The organism is Gardnerella sp. DNF01157 (assembly GCF_049244225.1).
In the GTDB taxonomy this organism is placed as follows: domain Bacteria; phylum Actinomycetota; class Actinomycetes; order Actinomycetales; family Bifidobacteriaceae; genus Bifidobacterium; species Bifidobacterium leopoldii.
The window spans coordinates 1,067,126-1,091,371 of the sequence record NZ_CP058388.1 but is presented as its reverse complement, the minus strand read 5'-3'; the positions used below and the strand labels follow the sequence as shown (position 1 = coordinate 1,091,371).

Below are 24,246 nucleotides of genomic sequence, written 5' to 3'. Positions count from 1 at the left end.
CGCGTTAACTAACGCTTTCCCGGCTCCCTGTTTATTTATTGGAGGAATTATGAAGTTGGCTGATTTTGCAGAGTCTGCTCGCGCGCTATTTAAACGACTGACTCGTATGCGCGCTAATAAGTCCTCCAAAAGTGTGGAAGATTCAGCGAGCTCGCAGGATTCCGCAAGCTCGCAAACTGCGCAGTCTCCGCAATCGCGACAAGAGCAGTCTCCGCAATCCGCACAAGAGCAATCTTCCCCAAAACCAATGTCCACACTTCGCAAGCTGGCTGAGCCAATTGCGCTTGTTACTATTGGCATTTTGTGTTTCAGCTATCCTGTGGTTTCTACTTTGGTCAACAATCATGCTGCCAAGGAACTCTCAATCGAGTACGACAAATTAAATAAGGAAAAGCCTAAAGAAAATCGCGCGGAAATTTTGCGAAAAGCGCGTGAATACAACGCTCGCCACAAGGCGATTATTAGCGCGGACCCGTATAACGGCAATAGCGACTACATGGACACTCCCGAATATAAAGAGTACGAAAAAGTGCTTAGTGAGCCGATGGGAATTATGGGCATCGTGAAAATACCGAAAATTGGCGTGAGACTGCCGATTTACCACGGGACTACTCAAGATACTCTCGCAATGGGCGCGGGGCATTTGTACGGCACGGATTTGCCGGTGGGTGGCAAAAGCAGGCACACTGTTGTGACGGCGCATACGGGTATGCCGGATGCCACGATGTTCGATGATTTAAACACGCTGAAAAAAGGTGACTACTTCTATTTTGATGTGCAAGGCAAGACTCTTCGGTACAGAGTGTTTCGCATAAATGTGGTGGAGCCGAACGATATTCGTTTGCTGCGGCGCGAAAAGGGGCGCGACTTGGCGACACTGATTACGTGCACGCCGTATGGAATTAACACGCACAGGCTGCTCGTGACGGGGTATCGCGTGCTGCCGGATCCTGCTAACGTGCCAGGCGACCATATGCAGTGGCCGCTGTGGATGACGCTGTTTGTGATATCGATGGTGATGTCTGCGGTGTTGATGGCGATGATGCTGGTTGCGTCGTTGCGAAAGAAGAATGGTGTGAGTAGTCTGCAAGGCAGGCATTTGCTGGCGGTTTCGCGCAAAATGCTGCGTAATTTACGGCGCAAGTAGCGCGAGAGTGTGTGCTGTGAGCGTTGTGACTGCGCACGTTTGGAGCGCTACGATTAAGCGAAAAGCGAGTCAATTGTACTGGTGTCTTATTGGATTGTTGGTCGTCAGATTGTGCTTTCTTAAGATAATAAAGAAAGCACAATCGTGTGCGCGCTTGCGCGTAAAGCCCACTGGGCTTTACGCATTATGCAAGCGCTACCGCATTAGTGTATCGAGAAGCGCACTGTGCTGCTTCTCGATACACTAATGCGACACGCCGGCTTGCGTACGCTCTCATTCTGAGTATAGTAGTTACTCGGTTCGCGAAACGAGCCAAGATAACCAACGCCCCTTTAGCTCAGTTGGTTAGAGCAGCTGACTCTTAATCAGCGTGTCCAGGGTTCGAATCCCTGAGGGGGCACAAACAAAACCCAAGCTTCACCGCTTGGGTTTTTTCATATCTAATCCCTCCGTCATGCATATGCAGCAGCGCGCGTTTGTCCTTCTTTGCAGTCAAGCTGGAAACATGACCTCGTCAAATATGATGCCGCAATTATTCCAGGATGATGCCCATCTTGAACAGCCGCAACCGTCGCAACAACCGCTGCTAAATTTAGCACAGTCGCAGCTAACAGTAGAGCAGCAGCCGCAACCGCTTACTCCGCAGCAAGCTCAGCCGCGCCAGCTTCCTTTGAAAGCCGCCGACACGACTGCCGAAAATCCATGGCCTGTTGCTGTTTTAAGCCAAAAGTTCCACAGTGCAGTAGAACGCTGGCCAGCAGCGTGGATTGAGGGTCAAATCGTCGAAATTAACATGCGCCGCGCATCTTCCGGCTACATCACTCTTCGCGACAGCAACGAAGAAGTGTCGATTTCCGTAATGGGCTTCAGCAATTTCGTGCAGCAGGCGCGCGAACTTCGCCAGGGCGACCGCGTAGTCGTTCACGGCAAGGCGGATATTTGGGTGAAAGCCACACGTTTAAGCTTCGTTGCGGACGAAATCCGCCGCGTCGGTGCCGGCGACTTAAAAGCGCAAATTGACGAGTTGCGAAAAAAGCTTAAAGGCGAAGGCCTGTTTGACGCGGAGAATAAGGTGTCGCTGCCGGAATTTCCTAAGTGCATCGGTCTCGTGTGTGCTCCTCAAGCTCGCGCAGAGGGCGATGTTATTACTAACGTGAATTTGCGCTGGCCTGTTACGCGTTTTAAAGTTGTTCACGCGCACGTGCAGGGCGTGCAGTGCCCGGCGGATATTATTGCCGCAATCAAGCAGCTCGATGCAGACCCAGAGGTTGATGTTATTATCGTTGCCCGCGGCGGCGGTAGCTTTGAGGATTTGATTGGTTTTTCGGATGAAGGCGTGGTTCGCGCTACTGCTGCGTGCGTGACGCCGATTGTGTCTGCAATCGGTCACGAGGACGATTGGACGCTGATTGATTTGGCTGCAGATATGCGCGCTTCGACTCCTACGGATGCTGCAAAGCGCGTTGTTCCGGACGTGCGCGAGCAGTGGCAGCTTATTGATAACGCGTTGCAAACTATGCGCATGCGAATTTCTGCGCGCGTTGACAATGAGATTCGCCTCGTTGAAGGTTATGCGAATCGCCCGAGCCTTACGCGCCCGAGCACTATGCTTGAACCGCACGAGCGCTTGGTTGAGCAGGCTGTTGAGCGAATGCGTCACGGTTTGGTGCGACTTCTTGACGATGCGAGCTTGACTGTTGAGAAGGCTCACGCGAGCTTGACTGCGTTAAGTCCGCAATCGGCTTTAAATCGCGGGTACGCTGTTGTGCAGCTCAGCGGTGGGCGAGTGCTTGACGACGCGGCTTTAGCGAAAGTTGGCGACGATATGACAGTTACGCTTAAAAGCGGTGTGGTTCTTGGTAAGGTGACTGGAACAAAGTCGACTGGAACAAAAGTAGCTGCCGGAAAGTCAGCTGGCGTGCAGAAGTCTGAAACAAAGTCGGCTGACGTAAAGTCGGCTGCCGGAAAGTCTGCTGCCGTAAAGTCAAGTAAGTAATTTTTTAGATATTTTAAATATTTTAGATATAACGAAAGGTTAGATATGAGCGAGAAAGTAACGAAAAAAGCGGAAGAAGTAGCGGCAGAAAGTAACGAAAGCACAGAATTTGCAAGCACTCTTACGAAAGAAGAGCGCGCTGCGATTGAGGCGATGCCGTACGAAGAAGCTCGCGAAAAGCTGGTTCAGGCGGTTCAAGCGTTGGAAGCTGGCGGTTTGACGCTTGACCAGTCCATGCGTCAGTGGGAGATTGGCGAGGCGTTGGCAAAGCGCGCGCAAGGTTTGCTTGCCACTGTTCGCGCTAAGTTGGACGCGGCACAAGCGGAGCAGTCGGCAACGGCGGCTACAGCCGGCACGCAGTCGAATCTTGAATCTTGAGCGCGCGCCGCAGTGGCACGCCATGGTGTATAATTGCCATTTGTTGCCTCGGTAGCTCAGTGGATAGAGCACCACTCTCCTAAAGTGGGTGTCGTCAGTTCGATTCTGATCCGGGGCACTTTTATTACTTGTTTGCTTTGTTCGTATTATTAGCGAGTTGCGAAATCCTTCCTAATGTTAGGGGATAGTGTTAGATTATTTCTAACTTAAGCGATGATCCGTTATCGGCGGGGAGTTTTCGGAAGAACGGCGAGTGTTCGTAAGATTCTCGCTTATTAGAACCGACGGGGTTGGCCCGTACAGCCAAACACGAGAGGCTATGAGAATAGTTCGATTGCGTTGCGTACTTGCGTTACGCACGTAACCTACGTAACTTGCGTTGCATAATCATCTTATAGCAAGCGAGGTGGTACCGCGGCAGCAACTGTCGTCCTCGCAGGGAAATATTCACCCTGTTGAGCGAGGAGAGCACAGTGAGCGAATCCACTAATCCAGCAGCAAACGCGTCCGAAAATACTTCCGCAAATACTTCCGCAAATACGTCTGCAAATCACGTATATCCAAAGGTAAGTGTTTCTGCATCAACGCAAGAAAACGCCGGCGCGCAAGTTGCACCAAATCCTTCTTTCCCAAAGCTTGAAGAGTCAGTTCTCCAATACTGGGATGCAAACAACACTTTCCGCAAGTCAATCGAATATCGCCCGTCCGGCAAGGGTAGCCAGAACGAGTTCGTGTTTTTCGACGGCCCTCCATTCGCAAACGGTCTTCCTCACTACGGCCACTTGCTCACAGGCTACGCAAAAGACGTCGTTCCGCGCTATCAGACTATGCGCGGCCGCAAAGTAAACCGCGTTTTTGGTTGGGATACTCACGGTCTTCCTGCAGAGTTGGAAGCGCAGAAGGAACTCGGCATCGAGTCAGTTGAGCAAATCGAAAAAATGGGAATCGCGAAGTTTAACGATGCTTGCCGTGCCAGCGTTTTAAAGTACACGAACGAGTGGCAAAACTACGTACATCGTCAGGCTCGCTGGGTTGATTTCGAGCGCGGCTACAAAACATTGAACATTCCATACATGGAATCCGTAATGTGGGCATTTAAGCAGCTTTATGATAAGGGTTTGGCTTACAAGGGTTACCGCGTGCTTCCGTACTGCCCGAAGGACCAAACTCCACTTTCAGCGCACGAGCTTCGCATGGATGCAGACGTTTACCAGAATCGTCAGGACACCACCGTTTCCGTTGCCGTTAAGCTTCGCGACGAAGCCGACGCTTACGCAGTCTTCTGGACTACTACTCCTTGGACTGTGCCAACCAACTTCGCAATCGTAGTCGGCGCAGACATCGACTACGTGGAAGTTCGCCCAACTGAAGGCAAGTTCGCAGGCAAAAAGTTCTACATCGGTAAGCCTTTGCTTGGCTCCTACACTAAGGAACTTGGCGAAAATTACGAAGTTGTGCGCGAACTTAAGGGCGCGCAGATGGCTGGTTGGCGCTACTACCCAGTATTCCCATACTTTGCAAGCGATTCTGCGCTCGCAGAAGGCGGCACTCCTGGTCCTAACGCTTTTACAATTTTCACTGCAGATTATGTTGACACCGCTGAAGGTACTGGTCTCGTTCACCAGGCTCCTTACGGCGAGGACGATATGAACACGCTTAACGCGCACGAAATTCGCAGTGTTGACGTGCTCGATGCAGGCTGCAAGTTTACAAGCGACTGCCCAGATTACGAAGGCTTGTACGTTTTCGACGCGAACTTGCCAATTTTGCGTAACTTGCGTGCAGGAGACGGTCCGCTTGCTCAAATGCCGGAAGATCAGCGCGCGTTGCTATTCCAAGAAAAAAGCTACGTGCACAGCTATCCTCATTGCTGGCGTTGCGCAACTCCGCTTATTTATAAGCCTGTTTCTAGCTGGTTTGTGTCTGTTACGAAGATTAAGAAGCGCTTGCTTGAGCTTAATCAGGAGATTAATTGGATTCCTGGAAACGTTAAGGACGGCCAGTTTGGTAAGTGGCTTTCTAACGCGCGTGACTGGTCGATTAGCCGTAACCGCTTCTGGGGCTCGCCAATTCCAGTGTGGGTGAGTGACGATCCAAAGTATCCTCGCGTAGACGTGTACGGCTCTTTGGAAGAGCTTAAGGCTGATTTTGGCGACTATCCGCGCGACGACGATGGCAATGTGAATATGCACCGCCCGTATATCGATCGCCTTACTCGTCCAAATCCGGATGATCCTACTGGAAAGTCGCAAATGCACCGTATTACGGACGTTCTCGACTGCTGGTTTGAGTCCGGTTCCATGCCTTTCGCGCAATTCCATTATCCATTTGAAAATAAGGAATTCTTCGAAGAGCACTTCCCATGCGATTACATCGTTGAATACATTGGTCAGACTCGCGGCTGGTTCTACACGCTTCACATTATGGCTACGGCTCTATTCGACCGCCCGGCTTATAAGAACGTGATTTGCCACGGCATTGTGCTTGGTTCCGACGGCCAGAAGATGAGTAAGCATTTGCGCAATTACCCAGATGTGAACGGCGTTTTCAACGAGTACGGTTCGGACGCAATGCGCTGGTTCCTCATGTCTTCGCCAATTTTGCGCGGTGGTAATTTGATTGTGACTGCAGACGGCATTAGGGATACTGTTCGTCAGGTTATGCTTCCAGTTTGGAGCTCGTATTACTTCTTCACGCTGTATGCGAACGCTGCAAACGGTGGTAAGGGTTACGATGCTCGTCGCCTTCGCGCGGATGAGGTTGCAGGACTTTGCAACATGGATCGCTACTTGCTTGCTCGCACGCGTTTGCTTGTTGAGCGCGTAGAAAAGTGCTTGAACGAGTTTGCGATTAGCGATGCTTGCGCGGCAGTTGGCGATTTTATTGACGTGCTTACGAATTGGTATATTCGTGGCAGCCGTGACCGCTTCTGGAATGAAGACGAGACTGCTTTCAACACGCTTTACACTGTGTTGGAAGTGTTCATGCGCACGATTGCTCCTCTTGCTCCTATGGAAGCTGAGGCTGTGTGGCGCGGTCTTACAGGCGGCGAATCCGTGCATTTGGCTGATTGGCCTTATTTGGTTGAGCCTGAGACTCTTTCGGATGGTGAGCCAAATCCTAAGGCTGGCGAAGTCACTGAGCTTGGCGCTGTTCTTGCGCACGACGATGCTTTGGTTGCTGCTATGGATAAGGTTCGCGAGGTTGTGTCTTCTGCGCTTTCGTTGCGTAAGGCAGAACAGTTGCGTGTGCGCCAGCCGTTAGCAAACTTGACTGTTGTTGCAGAAAATACTGCCGCTGTTGAGCCTTACGAGCAGGTTCTTGAGCGTGAGCTTAACGTGAAGAATGTTACATTCTGCACGTTGCAAGATGCAAGCGAACACGGTTTGAAGATTGTTCACGAGCTTAAGGTGAACGCGCGCGCAGCTGGTCCTCGTTTGGGTAAGCAAGTGCAGTTTGCTATTAAGTCTTCTAAGAGTGGCGATTGGCGAGTTGACGAGTCTGGTGCTCCTGTTGTTCAGACTCCAAACGGCGAAGTTGCGCTTGTTGAGGGCGAGTATGAGCTTGTAAATCGCGTTGAGTCTTCGGATGCTCAAGCGGCTCAAAATACGGCTTCTGCTGCAATGCCAACTGGCGGTTTCGTTATGCTTGACACTGCTTTGACTAGCGATTTGCTTGCTGAAGGTTACGCTCGCGATGCTATTCGCGCTGTTCAGGATGCTCGCAAGGAGAACGGTTTGGATATTAGCGACCGAATCGCTTTGACTTTGAGCGTGCCAGCTTCGGACGTTGCTAAAGTTGAGCAGTTCCGCGATTTGATTGCGGAGGAGACTTTGGCTACGAGCTTCGAGGTTGTTGAGGCTGATTCTAGCGCAACTGGTCTTAGCGTAACTGTTAAGCGTGCGTAAAACACAACTAACAGCTAATTAACTAAACAAAACGTGCCGGTGTATTTCAATACGTCGGCACGTTTCTGTTATTGCTGCGCTATATATGTTGAGGCTCGCCATTACGATAGTAAGCGTTTTTAGGAGGTAGTTTATGGCATCGTCGGCAGCAATTGGCGTTTTTGATTCGGGGCTTGGGGGAATTTCCGTAGCTCGTCAGTTGCATGCTGCTCTTCCGCATGAGCGAATTATTTATTTCGGCGATTCTGCTAACGCGCCATACGGCATTAAAACTCCTGAAAAAGTTAAAAAGCTAAGCTTTGCAATTGTCGAGCATTTTGTTCGTTTAAATGTAAAAGCTGTTGTAATTGCTTGTAATACTGCCACTTCCGCAGCTGTGAACGATTTGCGCGCGCATTACAATATACCTATCGTAGGTATGGAGCCGGCGCTTAAATTAGCTTGCGATTTAGGCAAAGGTGAGTCTCAGCGCGTAATCGTAGCTGCAACTCCGCTTACTCTTCGCGAGCGCAAGTTTGCGGATTTGCTGCAACGTTTTTCGCAAAATAACACGATTTTTTCGCAGCCTTGTCCTGATTTAGTGCGTATTGTTGAGCGTGGGGAGCTTAATGATCGTGATGTAGTTTTTGCTGCTCTTCACAAGTATTTCGACGAGTATGATTTAGACAGTATTGATTCGGTTGTGCTGGGCTGCACTCATTTTGTGTTTTATAGGGATTATTTCCGCGAGTTTTTGCCTGCGCGCACGAATATTGTTGACGGCAACGAAGGAACTATTAATCATTTGCACAAAATATTGGAACTTAATAATGAGCTTGCAAGCGATTCTCAAGAAGGCAGCATAACTCTTACTAATTCGGATACAAGCTTGCGCATGCAGCAACTTGCGAAGAGCTTGTGCTGAAAGACTTGCGTTAAAATCTTGCGTTAAGACTTTGCGCTAAAAATCGCTCTTATTCAGCCAAAAAATACTTTAGAATATTGGCACAAAATCAAAGTAAGCAATGCCGCAATCCAAAGCACGTCTATTAGCAAGTCGTATCGCAAACGGTAGTAGCTTTCAACCAAGCTAAAACGCTTAACAAGCAATTTTTGCGAACTTACGCTTGCGTGAGTCAACGATATAAATTGCATTGTTGTGGAGAACATAAGCACAATGCACCACGGGCACAACGCGTGAATTACGAACATAGATTGCGAAAACAGCCAGTAAGCGTAGGCAAGTGCGCATAATCCACCAAGCCAAGTGCAAATTGCAAACCATCGCGGCACGCGTACGCGAATCATTCCAATAACTGCGAGCGTTACGAATACGCTTTCTGCAGCAATTCCAAAGAATGCGTTTGGGAAGCTTAATTCGCCAAATTTCACAATTTCTGCCTGCCAAGTTTGCGCAACTCTAGAGCAGGATACTACGCTGTTGAAGTCGCAGCTGAGCAGCTTATTAGGTTCGCGCGCTAAAGCAAGGGTTTCAGCAGAAAGTATAAGCGAAGTTACGAGTGCTACCGCAGAGAAAAATAGCATAATGCCATACGTCCATACTGCAGAGTGCCTCCATCCGCTAAGTGTTGTTTCATAGTCTTCTTTAGCGGCGTTAGTTTGCTCCATTGCTGCTCCTAAAAGTTACTAATTGCGAATGATGTGAATAATAATAAATAATAGCAAATAATTATGTGTGCATATTCATTTCTCGTTACATGGCACAGTTTACGATGATTATATGACCGCAATAAGCAACAACCAACACGACGCATCAAATCATGCTAGCGATAGCAACTCCAGCATGATGAATTTTGCGCGCGAACGCTGGGATTTGCACTGTCATACTGTTTATTCAGACGGTACTGCAACTCCAGAAGATTTAATTACGCAAGCTAAAATCGTTGGTTTGCAAGGTGTTGCTATTACTGACCACGACACAACTGCAGGATGGCATGATTTTCAAGAGGCTGCTAAAGCTTCGAATGTGCCAGTATTATTTGGTTCGGAGATTACTGCGCAAGACTCAGGCGTGTTTGTGCACATGCTCGCATACCAGTACAATCCGCAAAATAGCATGATTGTGAGCATGTTTGAGCTTACTAGGAAGCGTCGTTTTGATCGCACAAAGCATATGGTTGAATGTATGTCACGCGATTTTCCAATTACTTGGGATGACGTTTTAGCTCAAGCGAAGCTCGGTGACTTAACTACAATCGGGCGGCCGCATATCGCTGATGCTTTAGTAAAAGCTGGCGTGTATAAAACGCGTTCTGAGGCTTTTGCTGGGCCTATTTCTCCGTGTAGCCCGTACTATATACCAACTCCTTCTCCAAATGTTCGTGAAGTTATTGAGGCTGTTAAAGATGCTGGGGGAGTTGTTGTTATTGCGCATCCTGCCGACCCTACGCGTAACCGCGTGCTTCTTTCGGACGATCAGATTATATCGTTTGCTAAAGCTGGTCTTGACGGTTTAGAAGTGTATCATCGCGGAAATTCTAAAGCGCAGCGTGAAAGACTGCTTTCTTTGGCGAGTAAGTGCGATTTGCTTGTGACGGGCGGCTCGGATTGGCATGGCTATGGTAAGCCAAATCGTTTGGGCGAAGAAACAACAAGCCGCGAAGTAGTATCGGAAATACTCTTGCGCGGCTATAAGCTTTAAATTCCTTATTTACTATTTACTTAGTGTGGCGCGAGTTTTGGGGGATTTCTTTTTGCTGCTGCGCGAGTTTTGGCTGGTGTTTTGCTGGCGGGTTCCTTGCGTGGCTGTGAGGGTGGGTGTTACTTGTCTCGCAGCGCTCCGCTCTTATACCTTACTTGGACTTAGCGGTTGCATAGTTAAGTTTAGTTTTTTACTTACTTTCTCTGCAAAAATAGTATTCGTCAATAAGATTATTACTATCGTTCCGCTTTTATATTGCTCGACAAGCAACACCCACCCCTCACTACTAGTAAAACCGCTAGTGTTCTGTGGTACGGTAGGAGTGCCTGGCTTGATGTGTGCAGCAGCAATAACGCTAGTGTTCACTATGCAATAAATACTCAACGTCAGCAGAGCATTAATACTAAAGTTCACTAAGCAATAAATAATCGACGTTTGCAGAGCAATGCTGCAAAGCTTCAGAAGGTTTGGATAGAGTTCGCTATTTTAGTTGAGGGCTCCGAAGCCTACTGAATGCTTTGGCGTATCGCCGATGAGCGCGTAAGACAATGACGAAGCTGAGACCATAATAGTGCGCCCATTTACGTCCGTAAACTCAAGCATATCCTTGGAATCGTTAATCACTTTGCGCACTTCTTCTGCGCTTTGGTTGGTTTCAAAATCGATGGAATCAGAAACGTTTTTTACTCCTAAAACAACTCGCATACATGCTCCTTTTGCTTTATTTTTTACGCTATTTATCGTTTTAATTAGTATTTAGTATTTTATTTATCTTAGTCTAAGTCTGCTTGTGCGTCGCGCATCGCTCGTTCTTCACGTTCCAGAAGAGGAATGATTACGGTTTCTGGTTTATCGTCATAGTCTTGCATATTTTTTTCTTCATCTTCAGAAAGTTTTGAGTCAGAAGAAGTATTTGAGTCAGAAGAAGTCTCGTTTGCACTATCGACCTTACTGTCACGCTCAGCTATAACTTTATCCTTAACCTCAGAATCATTGTTGTTCTTGGTGTCCTTAGCTTCCTCAGCGCTACCAGCGTTATTGACGCTTTCAGGCTCATCACTAGCATAGCTATCAGCAGATTTACTCATTGCAGTTTGCACAATAGTTTCTGCGGTTTCGTGTACTGTTTGAGTTTTTACATGAGTAATTACTTGAGTTGCTGTGTCATCAGCGAGTTGTGCTGCTTTTTCAGCCTCCTCAGCGTTAGCTGCGTGTGTGCCAGCATATTGAACTTTGCGCTCATGAGTATCGTCGCTTATAGTTTTGTTGCTATCGTAAGTCTCGTCTTGAGCGTTATTTAATTCAGTATTTCCTTCTGAAGTAATGTCTCGCTCATTAGTTTCGTCGCTATTTCCAGTGTTTAGTTGGTTTTCAGTAGAATTATTCTTAGAAATTTGGCGACTTTGCGTATTGTCATTTTCAAGAAGCGTTCCAACTGTAATAGTCGAGGCAGGATTTCCTGCGGCACGACCAGTTTTAGCAGTTTGTGCATTGCTAATACGACTAAGCTCGTGCGCTAAACGCTCAACTTGAGCCTTAAAACGCATAATACTGGTATTATCTGCACGTTGCAAAGCTTGAACAAAATCGCCAACTTGTTCCATTTGTAGCCACAAGTTTGCGCGGAGCATAATCAAACTATCTAAACGAGAACCCATAATTCTGCCGTATGCAGAAAGCACTGCGTTTCGGCGCTGTTCGTTAAGTTTTGCAAAAATCCAAGCCAAATCGCGCGCAGGATCGTTAATTTGCATTCTTTGCCAATTTGTCACAGCAGTAATCGTTGAGCCGGTAAATAAAATGTCACCATCCATAAAACCGCCGTGTACTGGGCAAGTTTCAAATGACCACAATCCTTCAGTTTCCAATACTCTCGACCAACTGTCAGTAATTTCGGTTGGAATATGGCCGGCTTGACGAAGTCTTTTAATCCAACCGGTTAACTGTGCTCGAATTTGACCAGTAGTAAAAGCAGGGTATTTTCCGCGCGTCACGAAAGTAGGGCGCAAGCGATGAATAGCGCCGATTGCAGTTCCAACATTTGCGCAATCGTCGGTAGTAAGAAGACGCAAGTCGCGAGCGCTACCTTCAAGATGTTCACAAATAAGCACAGTGTCTTCATCGTTGTCGTTGGCAATAATGCTTGACATTCGTGTAGATTGCTGTTGAGTAGATTGCTTTTGCGCATATTGCTGGGTGCCAGCAACTGTAGAATTTCCAGCGGTTACATTATTTGCAACATTTCCAGTGTTATTATTGGCATCTTCGCGTTTTCCTGGCATAAACGTGAGCATAGTGTCGTAAGCGAATCCCAAAGCTGCCAAATCTTTACTGTGCTCAAGAGTCCATGCTGCACGAGCCCGGTCATGCAAACGCTTGCGACCTTTACTATCCGCACTGATAAAAACGTCGTAAAGTTTACCGGAAATATCTTGCACAACGGCGTGAGAAATTCCAGCCGCGGTATCAGTGGCATTAACTTGCTCACTTTGGCGCGTTCCTGCAAACTGTACTTCGGGCATGGCTGCAGATGCCAGTGCTGCCAACTTGAATCTACTGAGTTGTGTCACACTCCCACAGTAATACAAAGCACCGAAATTTTGCCAATTTTTTGTAAGTTATACACATATTTTTATTCTTGTTGCGTAAGCGTTGTTATTGCTGCAACAATAGAATTATGAATTCTTCACCAGAAACTTCGCAAGTGACTTCGCAAGTGACGTCTAAAACTTCGCAAGTGACTTCTCCAGAAGCGCTTTTAGACGGGTTGGATGATTCGCAACGCGAAGCTGCTATCGCGCTAGAAGGGCCTGTGCGCATTATAGCTTGTGCAGGAGCTGGTAAAACGCGCACTATTACGCGCAGAATTGCGTATGCTTGCGCTACTGGTAAGTGGGATCCTGAAAGAGTTTTGGCAGTTACTTTTTCTGTAAAAGCAGCTGCGGAAATGAGATCGCGTATTGAGGCTCTTGGTGTAAGTAATGTTGGATGCGTCTCAACATTTCATTCTGCGGCTTTGCAACAAATTCGCAGCGTGTGGAACGACGTCTGTTCCGCACAATTCCCGTCAATTATGAATGATTCTCAGCAAATCATAGCTTCTGCGCTTAAACGTTATCCAGATTTTGCAGATATGACTTTGTTGCAAACTCGCGATATTTTGGCAGAAATTAATTGGGCGAAAGTTTCGCTTATTGCGCCTGACGATTACTTGCGTGTGTGTGCTTCTACGCATCGTTTGCCTCCTGCAGGCTTAGAGCCGCAGCAATTTGTCGATATATATGAAGCTTACGAAACCGAAAAAAATGCGCATACTTGCATCGATTTTAACGATATTCTTCTACTTTGCTGCCATATTTTACGAAATTTTCCGGAAGCTGCAAACCGTATTAAGCAATCAATCGGATGGATCACAGTTGATGAATATCAGGATGTGTCTCCTTTACAGCATGAATTGTTGCGATTATGGATGGGGCAGAACCGCGATATTTGCGTAGTGGGCGATCCTGCGCAAACAATCTACTCGTTTGCAGGTGCGAATAGTTACTATTTGCTTTCATTTCCGCAAGAATTTGCGCCTCTTGGTGCAGATATTAGTTTGGATACTGACTACCGCTCCACAGAACGCATCGTAGGTCTTGCTAATAGAGTGCTTGCTGCTTCTGCACATAAAAAGGATTACGTAAAAGTTAAAGCTGCAACGAAAGGTGGCGTTCGCGTTAGTCAGCAAGTTTTTGCCACCGATGTTGAAGAGGCTTTGGGCGTGGTTGAGCAAATTGCAAAACTTGTAAAAAGCGGTGCTGCGCATCTTGGGGAGTGCGCAATACTAACGAGAACCAATGCTCAACAGCAAGTAGTTTGTAAAGCGTTAAAAGCAGCAAAACTTCCGTATCACGTGAGAAAAGACGTGGGGTGGCAGCGAAATGTTTTAGAGGATGCACAAAGCTATGGTGCTCAAGGTATTTCTGACGTTTTTGCATCTTCTAATATTTCAACTGTTACTGTTTCAACTATTCATGCTGTTAAAGGTTTAGAGTTTGCGCATGTTTACGTAATTGGCTGTTCTGAAGGGCTTATTCCTTTTGGCTCTACGGCTGATGACAGTGCCTTGGAAGAAGAGCGCAGACTTATGTACGTTGCAATAACTCGCGCAGAAAAGACTTTGCATCTTTCTTACGCTTCTAGAAAAGACAGTGGAACTGGCATGAATCGTGTGCCTAGCCGCTTTCTGGCTTAATCTCGCGGTATAAACTTTACGCTCGTGCACAGTTTATGCCGTTTTTTGGCTTGCAACCGACTTTTTCTTTACGCTCATGTAAAGTTTCTGCCGTTTTTTGGCGTGAAAGCGGCAGAAACTTTACATAGTTGCACAGTTTATGCCGTTTTGAGCGTTGAGGTCGATTATTTAGCTGGATTGTTGTTGGGGCAGGAGTTTTATTCGCCGTCAGCATCAGTTTCGTCGGAATTGCCGGTTTCGTTGCCGGTTTCGTCGGAATTGCCGGATTCGTTACTGTTTTTGTTACCAGATTCGTTGCCAGGTTCGTTACCGGTTTCGCTGTTTTGCTTCTTTTGGCGCGCATCCTCTTCCAAAAGCTTGCTAAGTTCAGCATCCCAATCATTTGTGCCTAAATCGTCTTCTGTTAATTTTTCAAACGATTTTTCGTTAGGCGCATTTTCGATAGCGTTAGCAGTATTTTTGTTACTTTCGTAATTGTCCGCACTTTCGTGACTTTCGCTAGTTTTTTCAGTTGCTTCATTAGTTTGATTAGACTGAGTTTCTGTTGCATTTTTTGCAGCAGCTTCCGTTGCATCCTCCGCATCGGATTCTTTCGTAACTTCGTCACCAGCTTTACTTTCGTTACCAGCACCGTCACCTGCATTACCAACGCCAGCGTCTTTCGTAACTTCGCTAGCTTCCGGCAAAGTTGGCAACAAATCTGGATGACTCCACAAGCTATCTCGCTCTTCAATACCGCGCTCGCGAGTCAACTTTTCCCACAATTGTGATGCTTCACGCATACGGCGAGGGCGCAAGTGCAAACCAAGTAACGATTCAAACGTCACTTCTGCAGGTCCTCCCGCAGCTCGCTCGCGACGCATCATCTCTCGCAACTGCTCAATGTGCACAATATGAGCCATTCCAGACTGCCATGTAACGCAATCAACCCAACCTTCAACAAGTGCAAGCAAAGTTTCCAAACTGTGCAAAGCTTGACGCTGCTCTTCAGAATCATTGCTGCCAATATTTTGCAAATTAACAGCTCCTGAAATTGCTTCCGGATTCATTGTTTCCACGTCGCGAAGCTGTTCTTCCATAGCTTCTAAGTCAATGTTTATTCCGTTTGCGTACTTAATAATCAGCGCTTCAAATCGTGGCATAAGCCATGGCACGGATGCAAATAATCTTGCGTGTGCAGCTTCTCGCAAAGCCAAATAATTCATGACTTCTGTAATATCCAATTCCCACACTTTTGCATACTCAATGCAATTATATGGAATTAATCCGCCTGCAGGATTTTGTAAAAGCGCAAGACCTTGATCAAAACTGCCGTGCACTTCGTGTGAAAGTGCTCCAGCTGCTTGACCTAGTTGCATAGCAAACGAAGTGTTTCCAAGCAGTTTCATTAGTTGCGCTGGATTATTCATTCCTTCAGGCAGCGGAATTGGCACAACTCCTGCAAATAATCCTTTTACTTCAGCATCATCCACATCGCGGAATCGCTCTTCAATAACAGAAGTGAGTGCTTCGTTTACTGATTTTGCAACAGGATTAGCGAATTTAACCCAAGCTTCCAGCGTTTTTTCTACCCAATCAGCTCTAGATAATACTTCTGGCGTTCCAGGAGCAGGATTGAAATTGCACGTTATATCTAGCCACAAGTTCGCTTGGCTTAAAGCTCTTCGTGTGGCATCTGCTACGTCTGCATTTACATTTCCTTGATCGCCATTAGCGTGCTGTAGAGCAATAGATTGCGCTAACTTGCGATTAATTGGCCCTTCTTCAAGTGTTGCTTCCATTTCGTATGGATTATTAAGACCGCCTGCACTAAAAGCTTGCATCATTCCGCGAACTTCGTCTGGTTTAGGAAGCTTATCTGGATTCTGATTTAAGAGTTGTTCGCGTAGCTCAAAAGGAAGCTGATCAAGTTGTTTCCATGCTTCTTCTCCTTGTATTGGCCCAAAGCATTCAATGAGCCATTGGTGAATTGCATCGTCATTCATGAGCGTATCCTTCTCGTGCCACGTGTTGCATAATTTACAGTTTTTATTTTTATACGTTTCGTATCTGCACGTATTTGTACGTATTTTATAAGTATTTATACGTATTTTACACGTCTTTATATGCGAGTTTAGCGCATCTTCTTAATAAAAATATTTTTTAATACAAATATTCTACTCGATAATATGGTTTTATGCGCTATAACTTGCGTGCAAATATATTTTAAAGCAAAACTATATAGGGCTTGTGTCATGATACAAGCATGTTTCGCTTTTCTACAGGTGCTAGTGTATTCCGTACGTGTTTTAGATTCTTGCGCTCGCTGCCTCATGCTTTAGTTTTGTACATTACTTCGCATTCTTTGCGATATTTTGCAGGATTCTTTACAGTAATTGTTGCAATTTTTGCGTTGTCGCTTCCAAGCGCATACGTTGTAGAAGAGCCTGGTCCAACGCAGGATGTTTTAGGATCCCTATCAAATACTCCTGTGATTGATATGTCTGGTTCTCGAGTAAAAGAGAATCATGATACTGGTAAGTTATTGTTGATTACTGTCAATGTTTCTGGTGTTCCTGGATATGAAATTTCAACATTTTATTCATTGACTTCATGGATGGATCCTCATAAAAGTTTGCTGCCTCGTGAAGCTATTGTGCCAGTAGGGCAGAGCGCTGACGAGTATGAGAAGGAATCCACAAACGAGATGGATGATTCGCAAAGTCTTGCTCAAAATGTTGCGTTGCAGTACGCGTCTAAGCATCTTGGAATTAAAAAAGAAGATGTAAAAGTTCGTTTACATATTGAAGATATTGGTGGACCGTCTGCCGGAATGATGTACACTCTAGGAATTCTTGACAAACTTACTCCTGAACAAGAAACTGGTGGTAAGACGATAGCCGGAACTGGAACTATTGAAAAATCGCAAAAAATTGGCGAAATTGGCGGTATTCGGTTAAAGATGATTGCAGCTAAAAGAGATGGAGCCACTTGGTTTTTAGCACCTTACGATAATTGCAATGAAGTTGTTGGGCATGTGCCACAAGGCTTGCGCGTTGTAAGTGTAAAAACATTGGATGATGCTTACAGAGCGTTAAAAGCTATTGGTTCTGGTCATGGGGCAAATAAATTGCCAAGCTGCAATGTGAAATAAAACTACAAACCAAATAAAGCAGAAAATAGATAAAGCAGAAAATAGATAAAGCAGAAAATAGATAAAAAAGAAAGTGGGCGATGAGGGACTCGAACCCCCGACATCCACCGTGTAAAGGTGGCGCTCTAGCCAGCTGAGCTAATCGCCCGTTCGCAACAAATTAAAAACATACATGATGGTGTGTACGAATGCAACGTGTGGCGCGCGTCGTAACAATCGCGTACAGTATACTGAATAAGAACATGTGCTCAGGAGGTCGATATTCGATGGCTCAGAAACCTGATACCGCTCGTAATGCTTCAGCAATGGAGCGTGTGGGTAAGCGTAAGTTAGGATATAACGTCGCGCAGGTGAATGCTTTTCTAGAGCGCGCTCACACTTTGTACGAAAGCGATGAAGCTCGACTCACGCAGAAAGATATTCAAGAGGTTTCTTTTGACTTGGAGCGTAATGGTTACATTATTGGTCAAGTTGATGCTGCGTTATCGCGTTTGGAACGTGCGGTAGTAGATAAGTGCACTGAGCAAGAATTGGCGCAATGCGGACGAGTTGCATGGAAAGCTCGTGTAGAAGCGCTTTATCGTAAACTTTTGCAACATGCGCAAAGAGATTATCGCGATCGTTTTGATCGTGGCTCTTCGCGTCACCCATCTTATGCGCGTAAACAAGTGGATATTATGGTTGATCAAGCCTTAGATAAGATTGCTCTTATGCTTGGTCATGAGCTTGAGTGGGAAACCGACAAAGAAACATTGCAAGATATTGATTCTACTTATGTTTCTAATGTGATTTTTACGCAAAAAAACGGTAAGCACGGTTATGATGAGCGTCAAGTTGATTATTATTTAAACGCTTGTGTGCGTTTGCTTAGCAGCTTGGAATCTTTTGAGCGTGTAGAACAGTATGTTGATGCGGATAATAGTAGTTCCTCATACTCTCGAGCAGAATCTGAATCTTATTCTGCTCCTGCTTCTGTTCCTCCTTCCGTTCCACCTTCTGTTATTCCTGTAACTAAAGCTGAAGAGCCTGCTAAATCTTCAGAATCTACGGAATCTTATAATCATTATGAAGAGCCTGTTCCATCATTTGCTCCTTCAAGAAAGCCTGCATCTGATTTCAGTGCTGCTTCTGCTGCTTCTTCCGCTTCTGCCACTGAACCTTCTGCTTCTTCAATATTCAAACCTGTTGAGGATGCTGTGGAAGATGAAGACACTGCGGATAGGTTGCCTAAGATTGCACCTCGCTCAATACCTAGCGTGCCAAATCATGATAAACAAAGCATTTTTGCTCCTGTAGATTATGCTAATCAAGATTCCAATGATTCGTTTGAAGCGTTAAATAAGTCTGAGCGCGCAATATTTACACCTCATGCTGCTGCAAGTAAGCCTTCTAATGTTCTTAACGATACTGATAGCAATGATGAGCTTTTGCAAAGCGCTACAGTAATGCGAAACTCTTCTGAATCTTCTGTACTACCTCCTTCTTTCACTCCTGCAGCTCGTAATCGCAATAATTCACCTGCTGCACCTAAGCCTGTTGCTGCTCCTGCACCGGCTCCTGCTGAGTCAATTCCATCATTTGCTCCTCAAGATCCTGCACAGCATTCGTCGCAGCATTCCTCGCTTAATATTCCGGAGTTGCATGTTTCTGATTTGCAGCCGAGTAAGCCATTGAGTTTAGATATTCCAGATTTGTCATTCCCAATTATTGGCCATATTGATGAATCTACTAATTTCGGTAGCTCTTCTCAAAGCGGCGACGATTCGGAAAATAACGATCGTAATTAATCTAACTATTAAAAAAGATATAGTTTGATTCATGCCATTGTATCGCGATGAAGCTGTTGTGCTTCGTACTTTTCCTTTAGGTGAAGCGGATAGGATTGTTGTGCTTCTTACTAAGCGGCATGGTAAAGTTCGTGCTGTTGCGAAGGGAGTTCGTAGGCTTAAATCACGTTTTGGTGGTCGTCTTGAGCCGCTTATGCGTGTTGATTTGCTTCTTGCGCAAGGTAAATCTTTGGATGTAATCTCGCAGGCTGTTTCTATTGCTGCTTATGCTGGTGAAATTTGTGCAGACTATACGTCCTATGAGTATGCAAACGTCATGCTTGAAGTTGTGGATTTGCTTGTTTCTAACGAATATACAGATGAATACAGGCGTGAATATCAAGATACGCTAGGGCAGTATCGTCTGCTTACTGCGGCTTTACTTTCATTGTCTAAGCATAAGCATTCTCCTGATGCTATTGGCATGTCGTATATATTGCGAGCATTGTCATTAGCTGGGTGGTCTCCGCGACTACAGGCTTGTGTTGTATGTGGAAAAAATGAAGATTTATGCTATTTTTCGCCTTGCACAGGTGGAATGATGTGTGCAAGTGATCACACTCCGGATTCAATAGTTTGTGCTAATTCGACGCGTTTGCAATTGTGTGCGCTTGCGCAAGGAAACTGGTCTGTTCTTGACGGAGTGTCGGTTGATTCTTCTACTATGCGATGCGTTCAGCAATGGGCTGAATATTATCTTGAGCGACCTATTCGTTCGATGGGGTTGTTACATTCGTAAGTATGGCTTTTGAAAACGTGGATTATAAGTCGCTTGATATTCCAGCGGCTCCTTTTAGTGACCCTTCTCGCATACCAGATTTTCCTAAGGGCAAAGTGCCTCGTCATGTCGGTGTGATTATGGACGGAAACGGACGCTGGGCAAAAGAGCGCGGAATGATTCGAACCGAAGGTCATAAAGCTGCAGAACCGGTAGTTTTTGACGTTATTGCAGGAGCTATAGAAGCAGGAGTTCGCTATTTAAGCTTATACACTTTTTCTACCGAAAATTGGAAGCGATCTCCGCAAGAAGTGCGCTTTTTAATGGGATTTTCTAGGGAGATTATTCATAGGCGAGTTGCACAAATGAACGAGTGGGGAGTGCGAGTTCGTTGGGCAGGTCGTCGTCCTCGTTTGTGGAAGTCTGTTATTGACGAGTTGGAAAAAGCGCAAGAAATCACCAAAAATAATAAAACCATTGACGTTGTTTTTTGCATAAATTACGGCGGTCGTGCGGAAATTGCGGATGCTTGCGCGCAAATTGCGAAAGAAATTCGAGACGGCAAAATTAAAGGCGATCGCGTAAGTGAAAAAATGATTGCTGAGCACTTGTATAATCCGGATATTCCAGATTGCGATTTGGTGATTCGCACTTCCGGCGAGCAGCGCACTAGCAACTTTTTGCCTTGGCAAGCATCCTACGCGGAACTTGATTTTGTGCCGGAACTATTCCCGGATTACGGCCGCGAAGCGCTGTGGAGATCAATCGACCGTTATGCGCATCGCGACCGCAGATTTGGTGGCGTAAAGAATGCCTAGTATCTCACTAAGATTTGTTACTTTTCGCTAGCGAGCCAAGCGCAAGCTGCTACGACTGCAGCTGCTAATCCGCGATTAAGAGTGGGCTGCAAATCTGGGGCGAATGCCGGATTGTGATTTCCAGGAGCATTCTGCATATCCGCAAAACCACCTAAGCCCCAGTAAGCGTAAGGAGTTTTAAAAGCGTTCGCGACTATAGAAAAATCTTCCGAAGCAGAAGCGCGCGAAATATCTACAGAATCTTCTCCAAAGTATTCATCAAAAGCTTTACGCACGCGCAAAGACGCATTCTGATCATTATTCGTAAGCGGATAGCGATCATAATACGTAAACTCTGGTTCTTTAGGGCATCTTGCAAGCTCGCACTCTCCACGCACAATTCGTTCAATAGCATTGTGCACAAATTCTTGAGTATCTTCGCTATAAGTTCTTGTGTTAATTAAAAGCTCGGCATCATCAGGAATAATATTCGACTTACTTCCTGCATTAAGCGCGCCAACTGTAACAATTGCGTAATCTTTAGCTGCAAGTTCGCGAGAAACAATCGTCTGCAATTTAAGCACAATTGATGAAGCAACAACCACCGGGTCAACGCTCAACTCAGGCATAGAACCATGCGAACCTTTACCAAAAATGTGCACGCGAATCGAAGCTGCAGTAGTTAAGAATGCGCCCGAACGAATACCGACTGTTCCTGCAGGAATAGCACCCAACACATGCTGACCAAGGTAAACGTCGGGCTTTGCAATCATGCTCGTAATGCCATTTTCCACCAAGTCTTTTGCGCCTTGAGCTGTTTCTTCTCCAGGCTGAAAAATGCCAATGTACGTTCCTCTCCAAGCATCTTTATGTTCATTAAAAGCCTTCAAGGCACCAAGTAGGCTGGAAATATGAAAATCGTGACCGCAAGCGTGTGAAACTCCAACCGTTTTGCCATTTTCGTCTTGCGTGCTAACTGTTGAAGTGTAATCTTTTCCTGAATTTTCTTTAATTGGAAGCGCATCGATATCCGCTCTCATAGCAACAACAGGACCTTCGCCGTTTTTAATTTCTGCCACAACGCCTGTTTTTCCAACTCGCTTTGTTTCAATCCCAGCTTTGCTAAGAATATCAATAATTGTTTGAGCTGTATGATCTTCTTTCATTGACAGTTCAGGATGTTGATGAAAGTATTTGTATTGTTTTTCTCGTTCTGCTTGGGTTTCATCTAAATCGGATAATATTTTCTGAACTGCCGTAAGTTGCAGCATAAATTCCTGCTTTCCTTTGCTTTATTATAACTTTTTTGAGTTTTGAGATTATTTGAGATTATCTGATTTCAGTTTTATTCTTCTTTATTCCGTTCGTTGAGAATTTTATCTACAAGCGCACTTTTTGCGTCAATTTGATTGCTAAAACCAGGGCGAATATCTAATTTTAGTATTACTCCGGTACGGTATCCTTTGCTGACTAAAGCCATTGTAGCGTCTTTTACAACGCGCATGACGTCATCAAATTCGCCCTCAATATTCGTGAACATTGCGTTAGTTTCGTTCTTTAATCCAGAATCGCGAATTACTTGTACGGCATCCGCCACGTACTCGCTCAACTCGTCTCCGACTCCGCTTGGAGCAATACACAACGCTGCGACCGTGTTAGTTCTGTGCTCGTTCATGTGGTCGTTTGTATTCCCGTTATTATTTTCACTCATAGTAACAATCCCTTTAAAATCGTAATTTTACGCAAATTTAGCAAAACAAGACAACGCCAAATAATGCGTCAACAAACTTATAAATTTGCGTTACTTTAACAGTTACTTTAACAATTTTACAAGCGTCACAGGGTTTTTCTATAATAGCAACGTTTTCACCCGAATTTTCTAGTTTTACGAAAAGGTGTATTGTGGCTGTTTCAAAGCTTGATGAAGTCGTCTCCTTGGCTAAGCGTCGAGGATTTGTGTTCCCAGCCGGCGAAATTTACGGTGGCACGCGTTCTGCGTGGGATTACGGCCCACTCGGTGTTGCGTTGAAAGATAATATCAAGCGCGAATGGTGGCGCTACATGGTGACCACGCGTGGAGATGTTGTTGGAGTGGATACTTCCGTTATTCTGCCTTCACAGGTGTGGGTTGCCTCCGGTCACGTTTCCGTGTTTAACGATCCTTTGATCGAGTGCTTGAATTGCCATAAGCGTCATCGTGCAGATAAGTTGGAAGAGTCTTATGCTGAAAAGCATGGCGACAAAATGCCAGAAAATGGCTTAAAAGACATTGCTTGCCCAGATTGCGGTACTCGCGGAAACTGGACTGAGCCACGCGACTTCAACATGATGCTTCGCACTCATTTAGGACCGGTTGAAGACGAAAATAGCTTGCATTATTTGCGTCCAGAAACAGCTCAGGGCATTTTCGTTGACTTTAAGAACGTCATGACTTCTACTCGTCAAAAGCCACCTTTCGGTATTGCAAATATTGGTAAGTCTTTCCGCAACGAAATTACGCCTGGAAACTTCATCTTCCGCACTCGCGAGTTTGAGCAGATGGAAATGGAATTCTTCGTAGAGCCTGGAACCGACGAAGCTTGGCACCAGTATTGGATTGACACTCGCGTGCGTTGGTATGTTGATTTGGGTGTGAAGCCAGAAAACTTGCGCATGTATGAGCATCCTAAGGAGAAGCTCAGCCACTATTCCAAGCGCACTGTCGATATTGAATACAAATTCGGCTTCCAAGGTTCGGATTGGGGAGAGCTTGAGGGTATTGCAAACCGTACTGACTACGATTTGTCTGCTCATGCTAAGCATTCCGGCGAGGATTTGAGCTACTTTAACCAGGCTACTGGCGAAAAGTATGTGCCTTACGTTATTGAGCCTGCGGCTGGTCTCACGCGCTCGCTTATGGCATTCTTGGTTGATGCTTACGACGTTGACGAAGCTCCAAACACTAAGGGCGGAGTTGACAAGCGCACTGTTCTTCGACTTGATCCTCGTTTGGCTCCTGTTAAAGCTGCAGTTTTGCCTTTGAGCAAGAAGCCAGAATTGCAAACTGTTGCTCGAGATTTGGCTGCAGATTTGCGTCAGCATGATTGGGTTATCGATTACGATGAGGCTGGTGCTATTGGTCGCCGCTATCGTCGTGAGGACGAAATTGGTACTCCTTTGTGCGTAACAGTCGACTTCGATACTTTGGAAGATCATGCTGTTACAATTCGCGAGCGCGACACTATGCAACAAGAGCGCGTTTCCTTGGACAAGGTTGCAGATTACGTTGCTAGCCGAATTAACGAAAAACGTGTTAAGTATCCGCAAGGTCCTGTTGAAATCGTTGGTACTCGTGCAGCCGACGGCGCTACGGATATTGCTAAAGAAGCTGGCGAAGACGAGTCTAAGCCTGTACAAATCGCTACTGCTGGCGGATTGTACTAATACGCGTTTGAGTAGTGCTTAAGCATTAATAAGCAAAATTAT

General features: G+C 45.9%; 18 protein-coding genes and 3 tRNA genes. 14 read left to right on the top strand and 7 right to left on the bottom strand.

Annotated features, from left to right (window positions below; genetic code table 11):
• Positions 1–49 precede the first annotated feature (49 nt).
• The 7 genes from HXT38_RS04095 to murI all read left to right on the top strand — a co-directional run bounded on the left by HXT38_RS04095 (position 50) and on the right by murI (position 8,333).
• Positions 50–1,147 carry a class C sortase gene (locus HXT38_RS04095; RefSeq protein WP_421791693.1) on the top strand — a complete coding sequence of 366 codons (1,098 nt, stop codon included), beginning with the start codon at positions 50–52 and terminating at the stop codon, positions 1,145–1,147.
• 326 nt (positions 1,148–1,473) lie between these two features.
• Positions 1,474–1,547, top strand: a tRNA-Lys gene (locus HXT38_RS04090).
• Positions 1,548–1,667: 120 nt separating this feature from the next.
• Entirely contained in the window at positions 1,668–3,143 is a 1,476-nt protein-coding gene (gene xseA, locus HXT38_RS04085) for an exodeoxyribonuclease VII large subunit (RefSeq protein WP_421792038.1), read from the top strand.
• 45 nt (positions 3,144–3,188) lie between these two features.
• Entirely contained in the window at positions 3,189–3,521 is a 333-nt protein-coding gene (locus HXT38_RS04080) for an exodeoxyribonuclease VII small subunit (protein ID WP_116971402.1), read from the top strand.
• A 45-nt stretch (positions 3,522–3,566) separates the two neighbouring features.
• Positions 3,567–3,639 (top strand) — tRNA-Arg (locus tag HXT38_RS04075).
• Positions 3,640–3,994: 355 nt separating this feature from the next.
• A complete protein-coding gene (ileS, locus tag HXT38_RS04070) occupies positions 3,995–7,429 on the top strand; it encodes a mupirocin-resistant isoleucine--tRNA ligase (protein ID WP_421791691.1) in 3,435 nt (1,144 codons plus the stop codon).
• A gap of 133 nt (positions 7,430–7,562) precedes the next feature.
• Positions 7,563–8,333: a glutamate racemase gene (murI, locus tag HXT38_RS04065; protein WP_116442631.1), complete on the top strand. Its 771-nt coding sequence runs from the start codon at positions 7,563–7,565 to the stop codon at positions 8,331–8,333.
• 53 nt (positions 8,334–8,386) lie between these two features.
• On the opposite strand, the gene HXT38_RS04060 is transcribed toward murI, so the two are convergent.
• Positions 8,387–9,037 (bottom strand): vitamin K epoxide reductase family protein, encoded by a 651-nt coding sequence (locus tag HXT38_RS04060; protein WP_101885943.1) that lies wholly within the window; start codon positions 9,035–9,037, stop codon positions 8,387–8,389.
• A 112-nt stretch (positions 9,038–9,149) separates the two neighbouring features.
• On the opposite strand from HXT38_RS04060, the gene HXT38_RS04055 reads away from it, so the two are divergent.
• Positions 9,150–10,070 (top strand): PHP domain-containing protein, encoded by a 921-nt coding sequence (locus tag HXT38_RS04055; protein WP_174164397.1) that lies wholly within the window; start codon positions 9,150–9,152, stop codon positions 10,068–10,070.
• A 486-nt stretch (positions 10,071–10,556) separates the two neighbouring features.
• Here HXT38_RS04055 and HXT38_RS04050 read toward each other — a convergent pair whose 3' ends face one another.
• The gene (locus tag HXT38_RS04050) at positions 10,557–10,775 is read right to left on the bottom strand and encodes a DUF3107 domain-containing protein (protein WP_004105154.1); all 219 of its coding nucleotides are present in this window, start codon (positions 10,773–10,775) and stop codon (positions 10,557–10,559) included.
• Between the two features lie 68 nt (positions 10,776–10,843).
• On the bottom strand, positions 10,844–12,592 hold the full coding sequence (locus HXT38_RS04045; RefSeq protein ID WP_032842396.1) for a phosphotransferase: 1,749 nt from the start codon (positions 12,590–12,592) through the stop codon (positions 10,844–10,846).
• 155 nt (positions 12,593–12,747) lie between these two features.
• Between HXT38_RS04045 and HXT38_RS04040 the strand changes: the two genes are divergently transcribed.
• Complete coding sequence (locus tag HXT38_RS04040; RefSeq protein WP_421791688.1) at positions 12,748–14,307, top strand: ATP-dependent helicase; 1,560 nt, start codon at positions 12,748–12,750, stop codon at positions 14,305–14,307.
• A gap of 197 nt (positions 14,308–14,504) precedes the next feature.
• On the opposite strand, the gene HXT38_RS04035 is transcribed toward HXT38_RS04040, so the two are convergent.
• Positions 14,505–16,292: a zinc-dependent metalloprotease gene (locus tag HXT38_RS04035; RefSeq protein ID WP_421791686.1), complete on the bottom strand. Its 1,788-nt coding sequence runs from the start codon at positions 16,290–16,292 to the stop codon at positions 14,505–14,507.
• Between the two features lie 260 nt (positions 16,293–16,552).
• Here HXT38_RS04035 and HXT38_RS04030 point away from each other — a divergent pair, with 260 nt between their 5' ends.
• The gene (locus HXT38_RS04030) at positions 16,553–17,440 is read left to right on the top strand and encodes a PDZ domain-containing protein (protein ID WP_421791684.1); all 888 of its coding nucleotides are present in this window, start codon (positions 16,553–16,555) and stop codon (positions 17,438–17,440) included.
• A gap of 74 nt (positions 17,441–17,514) precedes the next feature.
• Here the strand turns inward: HXT38_RS04030 and HXT38_RS04025 are convergent.
• Positions 17,515–17,588, bottom strand: a tRNA-Val gene (locus HXT38_RS04025).
• A gap of 118 nt (positions 17,589–17,706) precedes the next feature.
• Between HXT38_RS04025 and HXT38_RS04020 the strand changes: the two genes are divergently transcribed.
• From HXT38_RS04020 to HXT38_RS04010, 3 genes are read left to right on the top strand one after another with little or no spacing between them, the layout of a single operon-like run.
• Complete coding sequence (locus HXT38_RS04020) at positions 17,707–19,227, top strand: DivIVA domain-containing protein (protein ID WP_174143517.1); 1,521 nt, start codon at positions 17,707–17,709, stop codon at positions 19,225–19,227.
• A 31-nt stretch (positions 19,228–19,258) separates the two neighbouring features.
• A complete protein-coding gene (recO, locus tag HXT38_RS04015; RefSeq protein WP_004573900.1) occupies positions 19,259–20,005 on the top strand; it encodes a DNA repair protein RecO in 747 nt (248 codons plus the stop codon).
• A gap of 2 nt (positions 20,006–20,007) precedes the next feature.
• Positions 20,008–20,802 carry an isoprenyl transferase gene (locus HXT38_RS04010; RefSeq protein ID WP_004105147.1) on the top strand — a complete coding sequence of 265 codons (795 nt, stop codon included), beginning with the start codon at positions 20,008–20,010 and terminating at the stop codon, positions 20,800–20,802.
• Between the two features lie 17 nt (positions 20,803–20,819).
• On the opposite strand, the gene HXT38_RS04005 is transcribed toward HXT38_RS04010, so the two are convergent.
• Both HXT38_RS04005 and HXT38_RS04000 read right to left on the bottom strand, forming a co-directional pair.
• Positions 20,820–22,052, bottom strand: coding sequence for an amidohydrolase (locus HXT38_RS04005; RefSeq protein ID WP_174143518.1), 1,233 nt, complete (start codon positions 22,050–22,052; stop codon positions 20,820–20,822).
• Positions 22,053–22,126: 74 nt separating this feature from the next.
• Positions 22,127–22,492 (bottom strand): MTH1187 family thiamine-binding protein, encoded by a 366-nt coding sequence (locus HXT38_RS04000; protein ID WP_116442637.1) that lies wholly within the window; start codon positions 22,490–22,492, stop codon positions 22,127–22,129.
• Positions 22,493–22,683: 191 nt separating this feature from the next.
• Here HXT38_RS04000 and HXT38_RS03995 point away from each other — a divergent pair, with 191 nt between their 5' ends.
• Positions 22,684–24,204, top strand: coding sequence for a glycine--tRNA ligase (locus HXT38_RS03995; RefSeq protein WP_116442638.1), 1,521 nt, complete (start codon positions 22,684–22,686; stop codon positions 24,202–24,204).
• Positions 24,205–24,246: the final 42 nt, after the last annotated feature.

Coding starts and splice junctions, on each gene's coding strand:
- HXT38_RS04095 (WP_421791693.1), top strand. CDS start 50: ATGAAGTTGGCTGATTTTGCAGAGTCTGCTCGCGCGCTATTTAAACGA.
- xseA (WP_421792038.1), top strand. CDS start 1,668: ATGATGCCGCAATTATTCCAGGATGATGCCCATCTTGAACAGCCGCAA.
- HXT38_RS04080 (WP_116971402.1), top strand. CDS start 3,189: ATGAGCGAGAAAGTAACGAAAAAAGCGGAAGAAGTAGCGGCAGAAAGT.
- murI (WP_116442631.1), top strand. CDS start 7,563: ATGGCATCGTCGGCAGCAATTGGCGTTTTTGATTCGGGGCTTGGGGGA.
- HXT38_RS04060 (WP_101885943.1), bottom strand. CDS start 9,037: ATGGAGCAAACTAACGCCGCTAAAGAAGACTATGAAACAACACTTAGC.
- HXT38_RS04055 (WP_174164397.1), top strand. CDS start 9,150: ATGACCGCAATAAGCAACAACCAACACGACGCATCAAATCATGCTAGC.
- HXT38_RS04050 (WP_004105154.1), bottom strand. CDS start 10,775: ATGCGAGTTGTTTTAGGAGTAAAAAACGTTTCTGATTCCATCGATTTT.
- HXT38_RS04045 (WP_032842396.1), bottom strand. CDS start 12,592: ATGCCCGAAGTACAGTTTGCAGGAACGCGCCAAAGTGAGCAAGTTAAT.
- HXT38_RS04040 (WP_421791688.1), top strand. CDS start 12,748: ATGAATTCTTCACCAGAAACTTCGCAAGTGACTTCGCAAGTGACGTCT.
- HXT38_RS04035 (WP_421791686.1), bottom strand. CDS start 16,292: ATGAATGACGATGCAATTCACCAATGGCTCATTGAATGCTTTGGGCCA.
- HXT38_RS04030 (WP_421791684.1), top strand. CDS start 16,553: ATGTTTCGCTTTTCTACAGGTGCTAGTGTATTCCGTACGTGTTTTAGA.
- HXT38_RS04020 (WP_174143517.1), top strand. CDS start 17,707: ATGGCTCAGAAACCTGATACCGCTCGTAATGCTTCAGCAATGGAGCGT.
- recO (WP_004573900.1), top strand. CDS start 19,259: ATGCCATTGTATCGCGATGAAGCTGTTGTGCTTCGTACTTTTCCTTTA.
- HXT38_RS04010 (WP_004105147.1), top strand. CDS start 20,008: ATGGCTTTTGAAAACGTGGATTATAAGTCGCTTGATATTCCAGCGGCT.
- HXT38_RS04005 (WP_174143518.1), bottom strand. CDS start 22,052: ATGCTGCAACTTACGGCAGTTCAGAAAATATTATCCGATTTAGATGAA.
- HXT38_RS04000 (WP_116442637.1), bottom strand. CDS start 22,492: ATGAGTGAAAATAATAACGGGAATACAAACGACCACATGAACGAGCAC.